The following is a 19,935-nucleotide window of genomic DNA, read 5'->3' as shown; positions in this document are numbered from 1 at the left end:
TCTTTTCTCCTTTTAAAGGATAGGAGGATTATTTTTCCTGCAATGATTTGTAGGCGAATTAAATTGATTTAACACCCACTTATATTCTCTCTCTATCGATGATACGACATCTTGCTTAAGGCTCGGCGGTAAAACATCCCAGGTATAGGTTTCTATTTCTAATTGGTGAGTTGCTTTATTTTTTTGTAATAAATTTAGCGCCGCCTTAATATCGCTTTGGGTTGAATCTAGCATGTCATAGTGTTCTAAAAAGATAGGAACATGGAAATGTGTTCGCAATTCTTGGAATTTAAGGTTATCTAATTGCTTTAATACATCATTAAGATCGTTAAAATGCTGTATCTGGCCTTGGTTCTGGGCAATGACTTGATGTAGATAAATTGGATCAATAAATTGCGCTAAGCAGGCAATCAATTGCTGTTTTAAGTGTGTATTAGACGCAAACTTACACTTTAGTGCCGCACTCACTTGTATCTTACCTATTCTAATCTCGGCACCAGCAAGTTGTCTAAAAACCTCTGCGGGCTGTTCAAATTCCACAGAAGAATGACAAATGTCGTAACATAGCTGTACATGTTGGCGTAAATAGTTTTCGGCTTGCTCTGCGGAAATTTTAAGAAGGGTCGCTAAATGTGGCACGCCATAAGGGATTAGCCATTGCTCAAAAAATTGCATTGCTTCCCATATGGTTTCAATTAAACAGTCAGGCTCTGGTTCAATATCAACATGAATAAATTTGCCTTGATCTTCATTAATTCTTACCATCTCAGCTACAATTTGGCTTAAGAAAATACAGGCTGTTTTAAACACTTTTCTCCTACCTTTGGTATCTAGCCAGGGTTTATAAGAAATGGGGGAAGTTGAGAAGCCACTTTCTTTATTTTCTGGCGTTAATTGGGCCAAAATTTTGACTAGCTTTAAACTATAATCACGTCTTGCAATAGTCGACCAATCAGGCGCATAAACTTGTTCTTTAACCTGTTGATGATGGAAATTACCATAGGGAAAACCATTGAATGTCATGATATAAAGCTGATTATCTATTAACCAATCTTTAAACTTAGTCAATTCATTACCAGTTAAGAGTTCACTTGCGGCACGGCAAGACAATCTTACGCCTAAACCAAAAGGTTTGGTGGGTGCGAGATGCTTTTTAATAGTAAGCGTATAATTTTTTAAATTATTAAAGACCTCATTCCAAGCTTCGCCAGGATGAATATTGGAGCAATAAGTTAAATTAAGAGCGTCCTGGCCGTCTATCTCCATAGGTGCTCCTGCTGGGTTCTATTGTTACTAGGGATTTGCATTAAATTTTGTTTTTGTTCAAAGAGATCTTGTAGGGTTGCAATTGCTTTACGATAAATATCAAAATCAACACTATGGACTTCAATGCCTTTGCCAATTTCTTGCAGCATCATCAGTGTTAATTCGCCGCCTAAATGCTCTCGAAATTCTATCAATCCTTTAAAAATACTGTCTGGGTGTTCAGGATTTTCCATATGTTGAGATAGCTCTGGAACATACAAGGTTAGGTTTAAATTATCTAAAGTAGTTAACACCTGATGCCATTCTTCCGATGATAACAGGCCGATTAAACAGGAATAAGTGGTATCTAGAGCCAGGCCAATTGCCACTGCTTCACCATGGCGAAGTCTGTAATTAGTGAATTGCTCAAGTTTATGGGCAGCCCAGTGACCAAAATCCAATGGCCTTGATGAACCTAATTCAAAAGGATCACCCTGAGTGCCTATGTGTTTCATATGCAGTTCAGCTGAGCGCCAAATAATTTCATACAAGACGTCTTCTTTTTTTTCTGTAGCTAATAGTGCTGCATTTGATTGGATGTAATGAAATAATCGAGCATCCTTGATTAAGGAAACTTTAACCGCTTCAGCGATTCCACTTAACCAATCGCGCAATTCCAAGCTTGCTAAGAAATTATAGTCATTTAAGACTGCATAAGGTGGCGCAAACGTTCCTATGTAGTTTTTTTTGCCGAAATAATTAATGCCATTTTTGACACCAACACCTGAATCGTCTTGAGATAAAACAGTGGTAGGAATACGGATTAAACGAATGCCTCTATGGGCTGTCGCTGCTGCAAATCCAACGGCATCAAGAAAAGCACCACCGCCAATAGCGACTACATAAGAATGGCGGCAGATACCATCAATGTTGATATGTTCATAAATGGTATCAACAAAGTGATGATCATTTTTGATAGATTCTCCTCCAGGCAGGCACAAAGGTTTTTCGCACAATTGCATCGTCTGACTATGTAATTGCACATAGGATTCAATTTGCTCACATAAGGTTGGTAGCGTGGCAGCAATTCTTTCATCAATGACGATAAGAAGTTTGGCAGGCCCGCCAGCTTGCTTTTCGACTACGTTAGCAAAAATAGAATTATCCGGCTCAAATAAGCCTTTAGTGAAGTAGATATCATAATGATAATCGACTGAAAAATTTTGTTTGAGTACTTTCATAAACACCACCCCTCTACGTCATGGGAAATTTCTTTGCCAATATGGTAGAAATAGTTAACATGATTAATAGGAGCAAGATGCCATACCAAGATCCGGCATAACCAGAAGCAATACCAGCATCTAAGATAATTAAACAAAGAATTCCAGTTTTGACAGCTTTTCTAATTAGAAGTGGGGCAGGATTAAAAATGACTTTGATTAGAGAGTAAAGAGACAAGCATATAAATAATAAAAAGAAGGGCAGAGCAGGTAGAAAGTAGAAGTTTGGAGTAAAATTAAGCATCATAGTGCCAATAATGGCAAGAGCATAAAGAAATAAGGCTATAAATAAAGGCGCCTTACTGCTTCCATGTACTTCCCCTTTACTGATTAAAGTAACGCCTGAAATGAAGAAAAAAGGGATGGCCATTAATGGCCAATAGATGAGCAAGGCGCTTTGTATAATGCTTATTCCTAATAACAAATTACCGCCACGACAAAGCCCCATATTAATAGGCCCAAGCCATAAGGAATGTTTCGTATAAGCGTCATAAAATACGCTTAATAACGCAATAGCGCTCGCTAATAAACCACTCGTTACATTAACTAAAAAAGCGGCAATCATGCCAATAAGCATTAATACAATTGCAAATAAGATGGCTTGTTTTTGAGAAATAATGTGTTGGGGAATGGGTCGCTCTGGTCTCTCTATTTGGTCAAGTTCAGCGTCTAAGGCATCATTTAAAACTACACCTCCTCCGTAGAGGCACGCGGTAGACAATAACAATAATAGTAATAAAATGAGTAAATAAGTGTGCTCGGGGTAAAGCATCAAGATAGGCATACCCACTATACCAAAGCCTGCTAAAATATCAGCGCAGGATGTCACAATATTTGCTGGTCGCAGCAGGCGTAAAAGCCCCGTTATCTTTTTCATACAACTTATCTCAGATTAAGTAATAATGATTCCTTCCTCTAAATAATCGGCAATCGATGATTGCCCACGTAATACGGAGTTTCCATTGAATAAAGACTTTTGATCTATTTCTTCTGGATTTAACCAATCATCTTCTTTCATCTTTCCGCTTTGACCATAAGCTGTTAATGCATTTTGATAACAAACTTGCTGGACATGTTCTGTAGGAATACCACGTTGCAACATAAGTTGAGCGGTTTTATAAACAGCTAAAACATCACTACAGCCCCAGTCGGCAGAACTATCTACAATAATACGCTCAGGGCCATAGTGTTTAAGAACACTAACCATGCGTTCATTACCCATTTTTGTTTTTGGATAAATAGTAAAGGCTGCCCAAAAGCCACGATCTAATACTTCTTTAGCGGTTTCTTCATTGTTGTGATCAATAATAACTTTGAAAGGGTCAATCGCTAATTCCAAACAAATATCCATACTTCTTGACGTACCTTTCTTCTTATCTCGATGTGGTGTATGTATACAGACCACCATGTCCATCTCTTTGGCTAAGAGTAATTGTTCCCGAAAAAATCGTTCTTCAAGTGCCGTTTGATCATCGAATCCTATTTCACCAATGGCAACCACGCCTTCTTTACAGGCATAGAAAGGAATAAGCTCCATCACTTCTGTGGCTAACCCCTCATTGTTGGCTTCTTTAGCATTTAAGCCAATGGAACAATAATGGCGAATGCCAAATTGACCGGCACGGAAGCGCTCCCAACCGATTAAGCTATTAAAATAATCCTGAAATGTCCCGACGCTAGTTCTTGGTTGACCTATCCAGAAAGCAGGTTCAATCACAGCGACTACTCCTGCCTGCTGTAACTTAACTAAGTCATCCGTTGTTCTGGACGTCATATGAATATGAGGATCAATGAGCATCATTTTATCATCAGGCATATTTTTCTCCCCCTGACTAAAATGATGCAGCGCTAAGCTCTAAATTAACTCCTGCTCAAAGTTAGTCAGCTTGTTTAAGTCATTTTGCATAGTCTCGTGTCTTTCATCTGATTTATTCAATAAAGCTTGTGCTTCAGGTAATGGGCAATGATTACATGCTAATAAGGCTCCCTGCTGTATAACAGCAGAGTCGCTTGTTGTGAGTGCCTTTAATAAGGGCCAGTTTTCTTTATCTATTGATATACCAATGAGGCACCAAACCTCTGGTTTTATGGCACGATTTGCTGAAGAGCGTTCCTGCACTGTATTAATAAGCGCCTTTGCAAGAGTAGGGTTAGCGCGACGTTTAAGACCAACTACTTGTCGTATAGGACTATCAACAAATAATGCTTTTAATACGAGTTGGTTCCAGGCAATCTCATCAAAAAAATCTTCTGGATAAGGATTATTTAAGGCTATTGCTTCAAAGACTGATACCATATTACTGCGAATACCATTAGTCGCATGCAAAAGTAGTCTGTGAGGGTATGGGCATAAAGGAAGAGTCTGATAAAGGGCAATTAATTCGTGCAAATCGGCTGCCCCAAATAATTTATTGATTGTCTCTTCAAAGTGTTCGAGTCGATAGCGCGCGAAGCTAAGTACTAGGTAGGCTCGGGCAGCCTGGGCCACAGACCAGTTACCAAGGTGCCAATGTTTACGGATAGCATTGGCTTGGTTTAATTCATTTTTAGTTAAGGATAAAATGTCTTTATTAAAATAACTTGAAATAGCACTAAAGGTCATGAAATAAAGGGAATCAGATTTCTCTTTAAAAATTTGTGTTTGTTTATTTTTGAGCCAGGATAGGACGTCACTTGAAGCCTGATTACTTAAGCAATGATTTAACAACGTCAATGTATCATCAAGATTCGCTTGATAGATAATTTCTCTCATGCCATCCTCGCCAATTAAGAAATAACCCCATCAGTTGTTTTATTATAGCACTTCTGCAACTCTTTTATCTTGGTTCTTCAAATAAAGAGTGGTGAATTGTTTTCAAAGCAATGTGACTTTGATTAGCATTAACAATAAAGGAAATATTACAACCTGCAGTACCGTGTGCAATGCCATTTAACCTAATTCCTTTTTTCGCTAATTCAATCAAAACCTTACCGAAAGCGCTTAAGGATTGTTTAATTCCATCGCCTATTAAAGCAATCACCGATTGATTAAAAATTTTTTTAATGGTTAATAAATTGTTTTGCAATTCATATAAAAATTCGACTTCTAAGACTCGCTGGGTCTTTTTAATGTCTACCTCATTAACACAAAGACAAACATCATGATTGGAAGAGGTTTGTGTAATAAGCGTAAAATTAATGTTTGCTAATGTCAGAGCATGAAATAAACGTGCCGTTAAGCGGGCCATATTAAGTTGGACGGCTATTGCAGTAGATAACGTAACTAATACCAGCTCATGGATAATCGAGACATTTTTAATATGATAGTGTTTCGTGTGTAAGGAAATTTGCGTGCCCTGGGCTTCTGGCTGCAAGGTGTTTTTGACCAGTACAGGAATTGTTTGGGCAATTACCTGAGGCGTTATAGCAGAACGTACCACTTTAACCCGAAAATTAGACAGCTCTTCTGCTTCAGCATAGGATAAATTAGCATGTGCTACACACGTAGGAATTAGTTTTGGATCAGCACTATAAACACCATTCACATCGCTCCAAATTTCAATAATTCTTGCATGAAGTGCCGCACCTATGGTTGCGGCAGTATAATTAGAACCGTCTCTGCCTAGCGTTGTGGTGTGCTTCGTTTCGGTCATGCCAATAAATCCAGTAACTACAGGAATAACGGTCTCCCCCTTTCTTAAAAATAAGTTCTCGAAATAGTTACGTATTGCTAGGCTGCTTTCTTCATACAAGATTTGCGCTTGGGTATACCGGTCATCTGTTTTAATAAATTGGCGTGCATCCACGTAACAAGCAGGCTTAAGTTGGTTTAAATACGCTGAAAAAATAATAGCTGATAATTGTTCGCCAAAACTTGCTACCAAGTCTAGGGCATGTGGCCCTTGCTCTCGTAAGTATTTTATACTTTGTAGTATTTTATCGAGATCATCTAATAACTGTTCTAACGCCTGGTAGGCAGCAGGGTCTTTGGGCTTATCGAGTAACTTTTCTAATGTCTCTATATGCCTTCTGGCAATATAATAATAAATCTCTTTATATTTATCTTCACCACTTGCCGCCAGAGAAACACAACTTAATAATTTATCCGTTGTATTTCTTAATGCCGAAACAACAAGGATAATTTGATCTTCTCCTCTTAAGTTTAATATGATATTAGCTGCCTGTTTCATTCGTTCAGCAGTTGTAATAGAGGAGCCGCCAAATTTTAGTATTTTTACCATATTAACCGTTACTTATGTAGATTTTGTCGCAGTTGCTGGTAGCGTTCTACATCAATGTACTCACGTTTTTCTAAATCAGCTGCAAAATCTTCTTGCCATGCACAGGCTTTAGCGAGAGGGCCTGCTGTTAAGATAAGTAATTCTGAACCAAATCCAGAACCATATGAAAAGGCGGTGATTTTTTCCCCTTGTTCTAAGCCGCATAACGCATTGGCGACGGAAATCCACAGGCTTGCTGTGTAAGCATTACCAGAGGTAGTATTCCACGCCATAGTATGGGCAATTTTGTTTGAGAAAAACCACTCAATTTTTTCATCATCCCAACCAATTGCATGACAGGCAGAAGAAAATGCTTTTTTTACCATTTTAGGAAAGGGTACATGAAAGCATAATGCCTTAAATTCTTTTAAGGTTTCTTCGGCATTTTTATCAGTGCTGTTTATCATCGCTCTAAAGCATTCGGTGGCTGCACGTTGATAACATTCCAGACTGTATTGGCCTTGTACATGAGGATAAGCTTCTCCCTCAGGGCGCCAAAAATCAAATGCAGGTTCGCTCCATACATAAGAATTAGCGTCAATCTCAGCAATGTTTGGCTCATCAATAATTAAGGCAACTGCGCCTGCGCCTTGGGTTGGTTCACCCGGATTACCTTCTTCATAAAGCGCAATGTCTGCAGCAATCACAAGTGCTGCTTTGTACGGTAAAATGTCTGCCAGCTTCCATTCAAGAGCTTGGCGAATGGCTAAGGTTCCACCATAACAGGCATGCTTCACTTCATAAGACCGCACAGCTCCCTTTAATCCTAAATTATCAGCAACCCATGCGCTTAGGGGACGACTCATATCAATAGCACTTTCCGTTCCAACCGCAATAATTGCGATTTTTTCCAAATCGCCTTCCCAACGCGATAAAGCGCGCCTTGCGGCTTCCGTTGCTAATTCCACAATGCCATAATCTTCTGGACATAAAGCCATGGCTTGGCACCCTAAGCCAATGGTGTATTTATCTGGATCAACGTTTCGCAATTTTGCAAGTTCTTCCACATTTAATGCTAACGATGGGATATGTAAACCAATCGAGGCGATCCCTTTATGATGATTAACAGCCATACACCTACTCCCTTATTTACTGCCTTGATTATATAGTTTAGTTGAATAAATGTTCAATTTTTGATCAATTTAAGTCTTAAGAAAAAGATTTATTTTAAAATCAAGAAAATAATTAGTGAGTCAATTTAATAAATAAAACCTAGATAAGTTTTAAAAAATCAGTAAAAAGGAATTGGCCTATAATAATTTTAAAGGTGGTGAATTAAGAGGTTGTTGAATGAACGCTGAAGCTTATCTCCATGCATGTCAACACCGAGTAAGTCTTGCCTTAAAAAAAAACTTACCTTCCAGTAATAAAGAACCGCGGCAACTTCATAAAGCCATGCGTTATGCTGTTTTAAATGGCGGTAAAAGAATACGTTCGGCATTTGTCTATGCCGTTGGAGAGGCACTGGAGGCAAATTATTCTATTCTAGATTCAGCTGCAGCATCTATTGAAATGATTCATGCCTACTCGCTTATTCATGATGATTTACCAGCGCTTGATAATGATGATTTGCGGCGTGGAAAACCAACCTGCCATAAAGTATTTGGTGAAGCGACAGCAATCATTGCTGGTGATGCGTTACAAAGTTATGGCTTCGAAATGTTAGCGAAGCTTGATTTAAACTATATTTCAGCAAGGGCAGAATTAGAAATGGTGAAACTTCTCTCGCACGCGATTGGCTCGCTAGGCATGGCAGGAGGCCAAGAGCTTGATATGGAAATGGTAAATCAAGGTCAAGTGTCTTTGAAAAAATTAGAAATGATGTACCAGCTTAAGACTGGTTGTTTGCTAGAAACCAGTATTTTATTTGGAGCCTTGGCTGCTAATTGTAGTAATAAAAAAATTCTTGCTAATTTAGCTAAATTTAGTAAATGCATTGGACTCGCTTTTCAAATCCATGATGACATTATTGGCGTCTTATCTGATACGCATACCCTAGGAAAAACACAAGGAATAGACTTAAAACAGAATAAACCAGTTTATCCCGTATTAGTTGGGGTTAAGCGTGCCCAAATAAGGGAGCGAGTCCTTTATCGTCAAGCTCTTTCTTATTTGGACAAAACCGGAATTAATGTCATGAATTTAAAAGCACTTGCAGAATATATTATAAAAAGAAATCATTAATTAATAAATACAGTTAAGCTGTAGAAAACAGGAATTATCTATGATGTCTAAAAATGTAGAACATATTATCTTAGTGAACCCAAACGATAAAGAAATCAGTAGCATTGAAAAAATACTGGCGCATCAGTACGGCATGTTACATCGGGCTTTTTCTATTTTTATCTTTCGTTCTCGCCATGGAAAAAGCGAGTTACTGTTACAAAAACGAAGTAAAAATAAATACCATTGTGGTGGCCTGTGGACGAATACTTGTTGCAGCCATCCGCATCCCGGCGAAGAGATTGCAATGGCTGCAAATTTGCGCTTAAAAGACGAAATGGGTATTACTACGGATTTAAAAAAAGTAGGTAAATTTCATTATATTGCTCAATTGGATAAAGGCATGACTGAAAATGAAATTGATCATGTTTTTATTGGAAATTATGATGGCGATGATATCCCTATTAACGTCAATGAAGTAGAAGATTATGAGTGGGTTGATGTCACCGAATTAGAAGAAGATTTAACCACAAATCCTCAAAAATATACTCCCTGGTTAAAAAAAGCCCTAGAATTGGCAACCAAAGTCTATAAGTAGGTAAGATTTATTTTGCTTAGTTGGTCATGTTTTATACGTAGGCGGTAGCAGTAAAGGAGTATCGAGTATGAAAGCTAAAGAGCCTGTGTTTACTAATATTATTAAATTATCTGAAGGATTTTCCAAATTAACCCGCAAAGAGCGCGAGCAGTGTTTAATAAAAATGGGATTTTTAACATCGGATGATGTGCAAATTCTCAATCAAGATAGTGCATTAAGTGCTAGTATTGCTGATAATTTTATAGAAAATATGATAGGTTGTTTTCAGATTCCTTTAGGGGTGGCCACTAATTTTGTTATTGATGGAAAAAATTACGTCATTCCTATGGTAACTGAAGAAACGTCTATCATTGCTAGTGCCTCTAAAACAGCAAAATGGATACGTGACACTGGCGAATTAACAACAAAAAATTTAGGGCAATTTGGCATAGGGCAAATTCAATTACCACGAGTTAAAAACTTCGCCATTGTAAAGGAAAAAATTCAAACCCATAAAAACAAATTAATTGCAGCAGTTAATGATGATGTTGCCAAAGGTATTGTTAGTCGAGGAGGGGGGGTACGTGATATTACAATTCGCTGTCTTCCCCGCGGCGATGGCAATGATATGGCGGTAGTGCATGTGATGGTCGATACGCGCGATGCGATGGGTGCAAATATCATTAATCAAGTTTGTGAATTTTTAAAATTACCCATTGAGGACTTAACTGCAGAAAAAGTTGGTATGTGTATATTGACTAATTTAGCAGATACCAAGCTTACTCAGGCGAAAGTAGTTATTCGTAATATCGATATCGAGCTAGGAGAAGCAATTGCTGAAGGTTCCTTATTTGCACAAATTGATCCCTATCGGGCAGCAACTAATAATAAGGGTGTATTAAATGGTATTGATGCAGTATTGATTGCCACAGGAAACGATTGGCGAGCGGTTGAGGCAGGAATTCATGCTTATGCAGGCTATTCTGGGCAATATAGTTCTATCACGAAGTGGTTTATGAAGGGACCTGATCTGCATGGGGTCATTGAAGCCCCAATCATGGTTGGCACGGTAGGCGGGATTACGCAATTACACCCAGTTGCCAAAATTTGCTTAAAAATGTTAAACATTCATGAATCCTCACAATTAGCCAGGATTTTATTGGCAGTTGGCTTAGTCCAAAATTTAGGGGCAATAAAAGCGTTGGTAACTGAAGGTATCAATAAAGGGCACATGAGATTACACATTTCTAATTTAATCTTAGCCTCTGATGCAACCCAAGCTGAAGTACCATTTTTAAAGCAACATCTTGTTCAGTGCTTGGAAACACAAAGGCATGTAACCGGTAGCGATGTAAAGGAAATACTCAATAAAATGCGCTGTCATTAAAATAAACGCAATTAAAGTTTAACGATACAGTTTTTTACCGCCCAAATTATTATAAATTCAGGCTGCTCTCTATGTTCCTTTGTGAGCCGGTAAAACTATCGTCATTAAGCCTACTACTATATGCTTCGGCTAGTTTGTCAGTTAATTTACCAAGCTCCACTTTTAAACCGTCTGCAAGGTGCGTTTCAATAAATTCCCCGTGGGTTTTCATGAGGCTAGCAAAGCTAGATAAGTGCTCTGAGCGTTTATTATTATCTAAATTAGGCGCGTTTAAGTTCTCATCGATTGCTTTAATAACATGAAATAATATTTTTTTCTTAAGTGCATCATTGGCATTATCTAGGAAAAAAGAGGCTTCCTTAAATGTTTCAAGCACTTTATCCAATGGGCCTGTTTTACGATAACAAAGCATAAGATTTGAATAGAGGGTCAATCGCTCTTCATCCTTGTTGATACCATTAATAGTATATAAACTTAATGCTTCCTGATAAGCTTTAATGGCTAAATTATAATTGGCTTGTTGAAAAATTTGATTGCCAGCAGTTTTAAAGACAAGGATTAACTGTTGCAATATTTGAGTTGCTTCTTTTTGCTCAAAGTCTGTTAATTTACCTAGCGATTGTGCGATCGCATTTTTAGCGTCAGTAAGCTCTTTAAGTACGCCTGCGCAATTGTTTTGGCTAAGCTGGGCTTTGCCGTTTACAATTTTTTTCTCTAATGTTTCTAACGCATTATAATAAGCAATCCGTGCATTAATTTCCTCAAGTCTTTCTATGAAAATGGCTTTTTCTACATTGTTTGTCGTTTGTGTAATGGCAGCCTCATAATGGATTTTGGCGTCATAAACACCTTTGCGAAAATCTTTTTTTCGCATTTGATAATAATTAATAATCTCTTTTTGGTGCGTTTTGATAGCCCCATTGACACTTGTATTATATTCCTCAGCATCGTAATAATTAATTTTCCCATTAATAATAACCATGCCTTTAACTAATGTTTGAATGCGCTCGAATGAACCTGCAATACCATGCCCTAAAACAAAATTTGGCTCAATTTGCGCATCGCCTAAAATGACGACATGCGGTGAGCCTGGTTTATGATAAGTAAAACAATTTAATTGCTGTGGATTGACGGTAAAGATATTAAAGTTAGGCTTAGAGCGACCTTTTTTGGATTCCATATGTTCATATTGAATTATTGTTGTATCAGTTAGGAGGCTTAAGACGGTGTCCAACCAAGCCTGTTTTTGCTCTGGCGGCAAATTATTAGGGCACTCGATATAAAAACAGTTTTTATTTTCTTTAAAATTAGTATGATGACAGGCCGGCACTGTCAATTCTGTCCAACCAAATGCCCGTAATTTTTCAAGCGCTTCGGCAATTTCTAAATGCGTTTTTCCTGAGAAAATGGTTGTTTGAGAAGGGATGGGGCTTTTAGCTTTTGAAGCGAGGTTATCGTCTATTTTTAGATAAGCGATGAGATGGTTTTTTATGATTACATCTTGTGAAACAGCAGAGGTTACAAATGGCTTAGCCAGGTTATCTCTTTCATGTTTCCCATTAATATCATGTGCTAATACCCGCTTAGAGCCTGTGCAGTCGAAAACATATTCACAGGGTACAAATTCTTCAACTAATTCATGCTGCTCATTTTGATGGGCAATATAGATGCCTTTTTCTTCGTCGGGAAAACGTACGAATTGCTTTTTCTCGATTGGGATGTGTTGTGAAATAGCATGGCTGTATAATTTTTTCTCAATATCTCTAATATGACTAGTCTTTTTATTGAAGTGAAGAGAGGTTTTTAAACCAGCTTCTGCTTGTTCGAATATATCTGGATTAAGATAGCCCGGCCTGACGTAATCGCCGGCCCTGGGATCATAAATAATGATATCTCTTATTCCTTTTTGCTTGAGTTTATTCGCTAAATCTAATCCGGTAGGTCCGGCTCCAATAATGACTACGTGTGGCATAAATTAAAATCTGGTTAGTTAAATTTTAAACCATTTTAAAATAAAAATATTAAGATAGTATTAACAGGGTACAGTTTATGGCGTGCTTTATAAGGTGAAATCTATCTGGTAGATGGGTAGAAGTTGAGTATTGCTAAGGAAAGTCGTAGTTAGTTCAACCTACACGTGTTGGTTTTGAATTTATGTTGAATAGAGTGGGAATTGATAATTATTTGTTGGGCCCGGTGGCCCAACCTACAGTTAAAACCAGCAGTTATACAAGTTGTGGGCCTGTTGGTGCTTGCTCTTCTGCCTCTGGTGCGGGGGCTGCTTCTTGATTATTATTTTTATTCTTACTAAAAAAGCCACTGCTGCATAGGCCTTTAGTCGCTGATGCGACACCGCTCGCACAATAGCCAATACCGGCAGCAACAGGTGTCACAATAGCGCCAGCGGCTGCACCAGCGCATGAACCTAGACTAGCGCTGGCTTCTAAAAGACCACATATGGCAATAAGTGCTGTAATCCCGCTTGCAGCGCTAACGCTAAGTGCGTCAGTCTCTTCTAAAGCAGGCTGAATATACTGTACACACGTCCAAATTCCGACCCCTAACCCACCGAGCCCACCAACGACCGCCCCTCCAATTGCGCCAACACCTAAACTAATCCCGCATATTTCTGTTTTACCAGTCATTCTATATCCTTAGTTACAAAAAAAAGCGATTATAAAATAAAGTTAAGTTATTGAATATATATAATTTATTAATTTATAACGGTTAAATTAGGGTGAGGTAAACTAATTAGAGCTTAAAAAGTAACGCTCTAGAAAAGTATGTTATTTGAGGCATTATTTGTTTTCTTTTTTGAGTTAAATTTGTGGGCTTGCAGCAGGATAGGCTATGCTAAAAGAGACTACTTTTGTTATAAGAATTTAACAGATATTTCTTAAAAGGACTCTATTTGGTCTAGTTATTCTTTGCTGAAATATAAGGATATAAAACATGGAAAGTGCTCGCATACATCATATTAATTGTGGCTGCATGTGCCCGGTTGGTGGTAAGTTATTTGATGGAAATAGTTCTGGCTTATATGCGCATTTGCCTTGTCACTGTTTACTGCTTGAGACAGAAAAAGGTTTAATTTTAATCGATACGGGTTTTGGCGAAAAAGATATTGCTAATCCGCGTGCCAGAATTAGTCCATTTTTTCTTCATTTGAATCGTATTCAATTCGACGCTAATTATACTGCAATTGCTCAAATTAAAAAGTTAGGTTTTTCACCAGCGGATGTTCAACACATTATTTTAACCCATCTTGATTTTGATCATGCGGGTGGTATTGAGGATTTCCCGCAAGCCACAGTACATGTGATGCAATCTGAAAAGGACGCAACACAAAATAAAAAACGATTTATTGCTAAGAAGCGCTATCAAAATCAACAATGGGATGACGTTAAGAAATGGCAATTTTACTTAGAAGATGGGGAAGAGTGGTTTAACCTTAAAGGGATTAACTTACTATTAGGATTAGATGATTTATTATACGTGCCTTTAGCTGGGCATACCTTAGGGCATGCAGGTATCGCAATTAATACTGAAAAAGGCTGGCTTCTACACGCAGGTGATGCTTATTTTTATCATAAGGAAATCAAGTCTCTTAAGCGTATTTGCCCATTAGGCGTAAGATTTTATCAATGGATGATGGAAGCCAATAGGCATTTACGTTTAATGAATCAAGACAAGTTAAGAACACTCTACCAAGAAAATTCAAAAGAGCTGGATATATTTTGCAGTCACGATATGAGTGAATTTCATCATTAAACCAATGCAATAGTCTCAATTAGAGTTAAAATGAATGATAAATTTACCTTAAGTTTATGATAATAAAAGAAGCCCTATAAATTTTTAGTTCCATTTTATTAACTATAATTTAATAGATGAGTAACATGAGTTCTGAAGAAATGAAAGTTTTCTTATCTTAAAGGAAAGATATGCTAGCAAATTTCTTTCAGCTTTCGCCCTTGCCAGCTGATCAAATTCTAGGAACTTATAGCCTATATTTAGTTATTCTTTCCTACGCTGTTTCATTTGGCGCATCTTATGTTGCGCTCGATATAGCCAATCGGGTACGGGATATTGGTGTTTCTTTTAACAATAAGATTTGGTGGATTTTAGGAGGCGCTTTTGCCATGGGGGCAGGTATTTGGTCCATGCATTTTATTGGGATGTTAGCCTTTATTATGCCTATGCCCATGACGTATGACCCATTCTTGACAGGTCTATCTATGTTAATTGCAATCACTGCATCAGGGGTTGCTTTTTCCGTATTACAAACTAGAAAAGTTAAAACAATACCCATTATTCTTGGTGGATTAATACTTGGATTTTCTATTGCCTCTATGCATTATGTAGGCATGTCGGCTATGTTAGGCATGGAAATTCGCTATTTACCAGGGCTTTTCTTTATGTCAATTATAGTTGCCATTTTCGCCTCAGAAGCAGCCCTCTATTTTGCGCTAAAAAGTTCTAGAGCAACGGTCAAGGCAAGGCAACGTTTAATGATTATTAGTGCTCTCATTATGGGTGCTGCTATCTGTGGCATGCATTATATTGGTATGGAAGCTGCTGTTTTTACCCCTCAAGGTGACCATAGTCACCATCATGCAGCGAGTGTGGATCCCAATGCTTTGGCGATTAGCATCGCAATTGTGACTATTTTTATTTTAGGAATTGCACTGATACTTTCAAGCTTACAAGCAAAATTTCGTGCTAACTCAGTAGAAATGGCGCGTAAAGCTGGTATGGCAGAGGTGGCTTCCAATGTTTTACATAATGTAGGGAATACATTAAATAGCGTTAATGTTTCTGCATCACTAATTATAGAACACCTAAGAAATATTAATTTACAAAATTTACATGATCTAAATAATCTAATTAGTGAACATCAACAAGATTTAGGGCAATTTATTACGACGGATGTGCGAGGCTTAAAAATACCTGTTTTCCTGAAAAAGATGGCAGACTATTGGCAAAGTGAATTTCAATTAGCCAATAGTGAGTTAAATCAATTAGTACAAAATATTCAACACATTAAAAATATTATTGCTGCCCAGCAGAAATTAAGTGGTCTTACTAATTTCGAAGAACTTGTCTCTATTGAAGACGTTATTGATGAGGCACTAATTATAGTGAGTGTAAATTTTAATCGGCATAATATTACTGTTAAAAAAGAGTATGTGAAACTTAAGCCCGTCTATATTGATAAATCAAAGCTTACGCAGATTTTAATTAATTTAATTGATAATGCTAAGCAAGCACTTTTAGCATCTAACCAGAAGGATAAAACGATTACTTTACGCCTAGAATTATTAAGCGAAAATAAATTTTGTATTGAGGTAATCGATAATGGCATCGGTATTGGTTTGCAAAACTTAGATAAAATTTTTACCCATGGTTTTACTACTAAGAAAACAGGCCATGGTTTTGGTTTACATGCAAGTGCCATAGCTGCTGCTGAAATGAAGGGATCTTTAAAAGTTAGCTCTGAGGGGGAAGGCAAGGGAGCTGCTTTTAAAATAAGCTTACCTTATAAAATAGGCAAAGATTTTGCCTTAGAAAGGGCGCAAAAAGAATATGTCAAAGGATAGAATGAATAAAATTTTGCTAGTAGATGATAATCAGTCAATACATGATGATTTTCATAAGATATTAAGCTTAAAAAATGACGTGGCTGAAGCATTTCATGAAACAGCGAGTATGCTATTTAATACAGATAGCGTCTTATCAAAAAAAGGCGACGGTCAAGATTTCGTATTAGATTCTGCATTTCAAGGCGAAGAAGCATTAGAATTGGTTAAAAAATCTATCACTATGAATGAGCCTTATGCATTAGCGTTTGTAGATATACGTATCCCGCCGGGATGGGATGGGGTGGTAACAATTAAGAAATTATGGGAAGTAGACCCTAATATACAAATGGTTATTTGTTCAGCTTATTCCGATTACTCTTTAGAAGAAATTACCAATATATTAAATGGCCAAGATAATTTACTTATTTTAAAAAAACCGTTCGATGTCATTGAGGTGAGGCAGCTAGCGTCGGCACTTTTAAAAAAATGGGAATTAACACGCCAAGTTCAACTACAAATTAAAAATCTAGAACAAGCTGTGGCTGAACGTACAAAAGAGTTGCAAAAAGCCAACATTAATTTAGATAAATCGTTAAGCCTAACTAGAGCAACAATTGAATCTACCCAAGAAGGTATTCTTGTTCTAGATCAAAACGAAACTATTTTAATTTATAATCAGAAATTTTTAAATTTATGGAATATTTCTCTTGAATTAATGACTGGCAAGTCATTCGAAGTTTTAAAAAAACTAGCAGCACAAGTTGAAAATCCTAGCGAACTATTAACAGTAATTTTAAATCTATGTAAAAAACCTAAGACGGAACATGTAAAAGAGCTAAAATTACGTACCGGACAGATATTTGAATTATATTCACATTGTTTTTCTCATGGGTTAAATGATAGTACGCAAGGAGTTGTTTTAAGTTTTCGTGAAATTACAGAACATAAACGCTTAGAAGAAGAACTCTTACATTTAGCCACACATGACGTACTCACAGGCCTACCTAATCGTATTATTTTAATGGACCGTTTACAGCAAGCGATTAACTATGCAAAACGCAATGGCTTATTTGTCGGCGTATTAATGCTGGATTTAGATAATTTTAAACAAATTAATGATACGTTGGGGCATAAAGCAGGCGATGAATTACTTAATTTAGTCGCTATAAATATGAAAAATTGTTTTCGTGAATCCGATACAATTACGCGGTTTGGTGGTGATGAATTTGTTATTATTTTACCTGCGCAGGTTAATCTTAAGCAGTTCACGTTGATGGCCGAGAGCTTAAAAGAAATGTTTAATAGGCCTCTAATGATTAAAGACTACCAGATTAAAATAACTGGAAGTATGGGTATTAGTATTTATCCTTTGGATGGAGAAATTCCTGAAGAGCTTTTAAAAAATGCTGACGCGGCTCTTTATCATGCTAAAGAAATAGGTAAAAATGATTTTCAATTTTATACTACTGAGCTTAATGATAATTTATTAAAGCAAGTAGAGTTAGAGTCTGGGCTAATAACAGCCTTAGATAAGAATGAGTTTGTTCTTTTTTATCAACCCTTATTAAATATAAATTCCAATAAGATTATTGGCCTTGAAGCACTGCTAAGATGGAATCATCCTACTTTAGGCCTGCTAGCACCCAATAATTTTATTTCTATTGCTGAGAAAACAGGATTGATTATTCCTATCGGCAATTGGGTTTTGCGTACCGCTTGTTTTCAAGCTAAAAAATGGCAGGAAACCCTGTCGCCCGATTTAACCATTGCAGTCAATGTGTCGGGAAAGCAAATACTCCAAAGAGATTTTATCCAAGTAGTTGAAAAAGCGATTAAAGACAGTGGCCTTGCACCATATTCCTTAGAATTAGAAATTACCGAACATGTGATTTTAGAAAATTCTAGCCACGTTTCCAATACAATGAAAATTTTAAAAGATATGGGAATAAGATTGGTTATGGATGATTTTGGCATTGGCTATTCTAGCTTAAATTACATTAAATTATTTCCTTTTGACAAAATTAAAATCGATAAAAGCTTTACTCAGGGCATTAATACGAATGTAGATGATAAAAATATCGTGGAAGCTATCATTAATATGACTAAATCGATGGGGTTGCAAGTGTTAGCTGAAGGCGTCGAAACCAAAGAACAGCTTGAATTTTTACGCAAACAACACAGTAATCAAATTCAAGGTTATTATATTAGCCCACCGTTAGAATCATCTCAATTAATTGATTTTTTGGAAGAGTTTAAATAATCTAGATGCGCATTAATTAAACAGCTTGCTTTCTCCATCTAACTTGTCATTTCCACCTAACTTGTCATCTCCGCGCCGGCGGAGATCCATTCTCAACATTCGCATCGTGCCAATTCTCGGCATGGATTCCCGTCTGCACGGGAATGACAGTATTGGATTGCAGCTTCCCTCCCAAGCCTCTTTTTTCTGTCATCTCCGCGCCGGCGGAGATCCATTCTCAACATTCGCATCGTGCCAATTCTCGGCATGGATTCCCGTCTGCACGGGAATGACAGTATTGGATTGCAGCTTCCCTGCCAAGCCTCTTTTTTCTGTCATCTCCGCGTAGGCGGAGATCCATGCCGAGCATTTAGCATCAGGCCAATTCTAGTATAGATTCTCGCTTATACGGGAATGACAACATCTAACACCTAGTTATGAAGCAGCCATTTTAAGCAAATTAAAGTTTTTACAACCGAACATAAGATGTGATAGTTTCGATCAAAAGATTTTTAGGTTGATAAATTGGTTATTGAGAGTGCTGCAAATTTAAACTATTGGTTATCTTCTTATGGCGGCTTTTCCCTATTTGTTTTACTGGCGCTAGGTATTATTGGTTTACCTATCCCTGATGAAACATTATTGATGCTTTCTGGCTATTTAATAGCGCATGGTAAATTATCAGTATGGTTAACGCCTATTTATGCCTTTTTTGGCAGCGTAGTCGGCATTACAGTTAGCTATTTAATTGGCTATTTTGGTGGAAGGTTACTGACGCTGCAATTAGGTCGTTGGGTTGGTATAACGGAAGACAAATTAGAAAGCATGCATCAAAAATTTGAACGTTTTGGTAAATGGTTATTACTCATTGGTTATTTTATTCCTGGTGTACGCCATTTAGTTGGCATTGCGGCTGGAATTGTTTACTTACGTTTCTGGGAGTTTGCACTTTTTGCTTATACTGGCGCCCTAATCTGGACAACCAGTTTCCTTGCTATTGGGTTTTTCTTTCCAAAATACTTAGGGTTTTCTTAAAGGAATTATTCTTTAAATCCATCTTAGTATCTTTGGCAAGTTTATATGGCATTCATGAGCGCACAATTTTCTATTATCATGTTATTTTATTAGCTATTTAGTTCGTTTGACACAAAATAAAAAACGTTTTACTTCAGGTTTTTTCAGGGATACTATTAAATAATTCATGTC

16 protein-coding genes are annotated in these 19,935 nt (G+C 37.3%); 7 read left to right on the top strand and 9 right to left on the bottom strand.

Translation table 11 applies throughout. From position 1 onward, the window contains the following. Nucleotides 1-12: 12 nt before the first annotated feature. The 7 genes from eboE to DYE47_RS11345 form a co-directional block, all read right to left on the bottom strand. Entirely contained in the window at nucleotides 13-1,266 is a 1,254-nt protein-coding gene (eboE, locus tag DYE47_RS11375; RefSeq protein ID WP_115303399.1) for a metabolite traffic protein EboE, read from the bottom strand. Further along, nucleotides 1,257-2,486: a 3-dehydroquinate synthase gene (locus DYE47_RS11370; RefSeq protein ID WP_115303398.1), complete on the bottom strand. Its 1,230-nt coding sequence runs from the start codon at nucleotides 2,484-2,486 to the stop codon at nucleotides 1,257-1,259. The genes eboE and DYE47_RS11370 overlap by 10 nt, the downstream gene beginning before the upstream one ends. 13 nt (nucleotides 2,487-2,499) lie before the next feature. After that, the gene (gene eboC / locus DYE47_RS11365; protein WP_115303397.1) at nucleotides 2,500-3,402 is read right to left on the bottom strand and encodes a UbiA-like protein EboC; all 903 of its coding nucleotides are present in this window, start codon (nucleotides 3,400-3,402) and stop codon (nucleotides 2,500-2,502) included. Between the two features lie 15 nt (nucleotides 3,403-3,417). Then, a complete protein-coding gene (locus tag DYE47_RS11360) occupies nucleotides 3,418-4,341 on the bottom strand; it encodes a TatD family hydrolase (protein WP_115303396.1) in 924 nt (307 codons plus the stop codon). 39 nt (nucleotides 4,342-4,380) lie between these two features. Beyond that, entirely contained in the window at nucleotides 4,381-5,277 is an 897-nt protein-coding gene (locus tag DYE47_RS11355) for an EboA domain-containing protein (RefSeq protein ID WP_115303395.1), read from the bottom strand. 64 nt (nucleotides 5,278-5,341) lie between these two features. Beyond that, nucleotides 5,342-6,745 (bottom strand): aspartate kinase, encoded by a 1,404-nt coding sequence (locus DYE47_RS11350; protein ID WP_115303394.1) that lies wholly within the window; start codon nucleotides 6,743-6,745, stop codon nucleotides 5,342-5,344. An 8-nt stretch (nucleotides 6,746-6,753) separates the two neighbouring features. Beyond that, nucleotides 6,754-7,857, bottom strand: a complete 1,104-nt coding sequence (locus DYE47_RS11345; protein WP_115303393.1) for a hydroxymethylglutaryl-CoA synthase family protein — start codon at nucleotides 7,855-7,857, stop codon at nucleotides 6,754-6,756. Between the two features lie 217 nt (nucleotides 7,858-8,074). Between DYE47_RS11345 and DYE47_RS11340 the strand changes: the two genes are divergently transcribed. The 3 genes from DYE47_RS11340 to DYE47_RS11330 all read left to right on the top strand — a co-directional run bounded on the left by DYE47_RS11340 (nucleotide 8,075) and on the right by DYE47_RS11330 (nucleotide 10,911). Beyond that, nucleotides 8,075-8,968 carry a polyprenyl synthetase family protein gene (locus DYE47_RS11340; RefSeq protein ID WP_115303392.1) on the top strand — a complete coding sequence of 298 codons (894 nt, stop codon included), beginning with the start codon at nucleotides 8,075-8,077 and terminating at the stop codon, nucleotides 8,966-8,968. Nucleotides 8,969-9,008: 40 nt separating this feature from the next. Next, nucleotides 9,009-9,545, top strand: coding sequence for an isopentenyl-diphosphate Delta-isomerase (gene idi / locus DYE47_RS11335; RefSeq protein WP_115303391.1), 537 nt, complete (start codon nucleotides 9,009-9,011; stop codon nucleotides 9,543-9,545). A gap of 67 nt (nucleotides 9,546-9,612) precedes the next feature. After that, complete coding sequence (locus tag DYE47_RS11330) at nucleotides 9,613-10,911, top strand: hydroxymethylglutaryl-CoA reductase, degradative (RefSeq protein ID WP_115303390.1); 1,299 nt, start codon at nucleotides 9,613-9,615, stop codon at nucleotides 10,909-10,911. 49 nt (nucleotides 10,912-10,960) lie between these two features. Here the strand turns inward: DYE47_RS11330 and DYE47_RS11325 are convergent, their stop codons facing one another. Then, complete coding sequence (locus DYE47_RS11325) at nucleotides 10,961-12,883, bottom strand: hypothetical protein (protein WP_115303389.1); 1,923 nt, start codon at nucleotides 12,881-12,883, stop codon at nucleotides 10,961-10,963. A 253-nt stretch (nucleotides 12,884-13,136) separates the two neighbouring features. After that, complete coding sequence (locus tag DYE47_RS11320) at nucleotides 13,137-13,556, bottom strand: hypothetical protein (RefSeq protein ID WP_115303388.1); 420 nt, start codon at nucleotides 13,554-13,556, stop codon at nucleotides 13,137-13,139. A gap of 307 nt (nucleotides 13,557-13,863) precedes the next feature. On the opposite strand from DYE47_RS11320, the gene DYE47_RS11315 reads away from it, so the two are divergent. From DYE47_RS11315 to DYE47_RS11300, 4 genes are all read left to right on the top strand, one after another. Next, nucleotides 13,864-14,682: an MBL fold metallo-hydrolase gene (locus DYE47_RS11315; protein WP_176579714.1), complete on the top strand. Its 819-nt coding sequence runs from the start codon at nucleotides 13,864-13,866 to the stop codon at nucleotides 14,680-14,682. A gap of 170 nt (nucleotides 14,683-14,852) precedes the next feature. Continuing rightward, the gene (locus tag DYE47_RS11310; protein ID WP_115303387.1) at nucleotides 14,853-16,508 is read left to right on the top strand and encodes an MHYT domain-containing protein; all 1,656 of its coding nucleotides are present in this window, start codon (nucleotides 14,853-14,855) and stop codon (nucleotides 16,506-16,508) included. Nucleotide 16,509: 1 nt separating this feature from the next. After that, a complete protein-coding gene (locus DYE47_RS11305; RefSeq protein ID WP_160149893.1) occupies nucleotides 16,510-18,750 on the top strand; it encodes an EAL domain-containing protein in 2,241 nt (746 codons plus the stop codon). A 504-nt stretch (nucleotides 18,751-19,254) separates the two neighbouring features. Then, nucleotides 19,255-19,764, top strand: a complete 510-nt coding sequence (locus DYE47_RS11300) for a DedA family protein (RefSeq protein ID WP_242604195.1) — start codon at nucleotides 19,255-19,257, stop codon at nucleotides 19,762-19,764. Nucleotides 19,765-19,935: the final 171 nt, after the last annotated feature.

It is taken from the genome of Legionella beliardensis (assembly GCF_900452395.1).
GTDB lineage: Bacteria > Pseudomonadota > Gammaproteobacteria > Legionellales > Legionellaceae > Legionella_C > Legionella_C beliardensis.
Note: the sequence above shows the minus strand (reverse complement) of the source record. Positions and strands in the feature narration are given on the sequence as shown.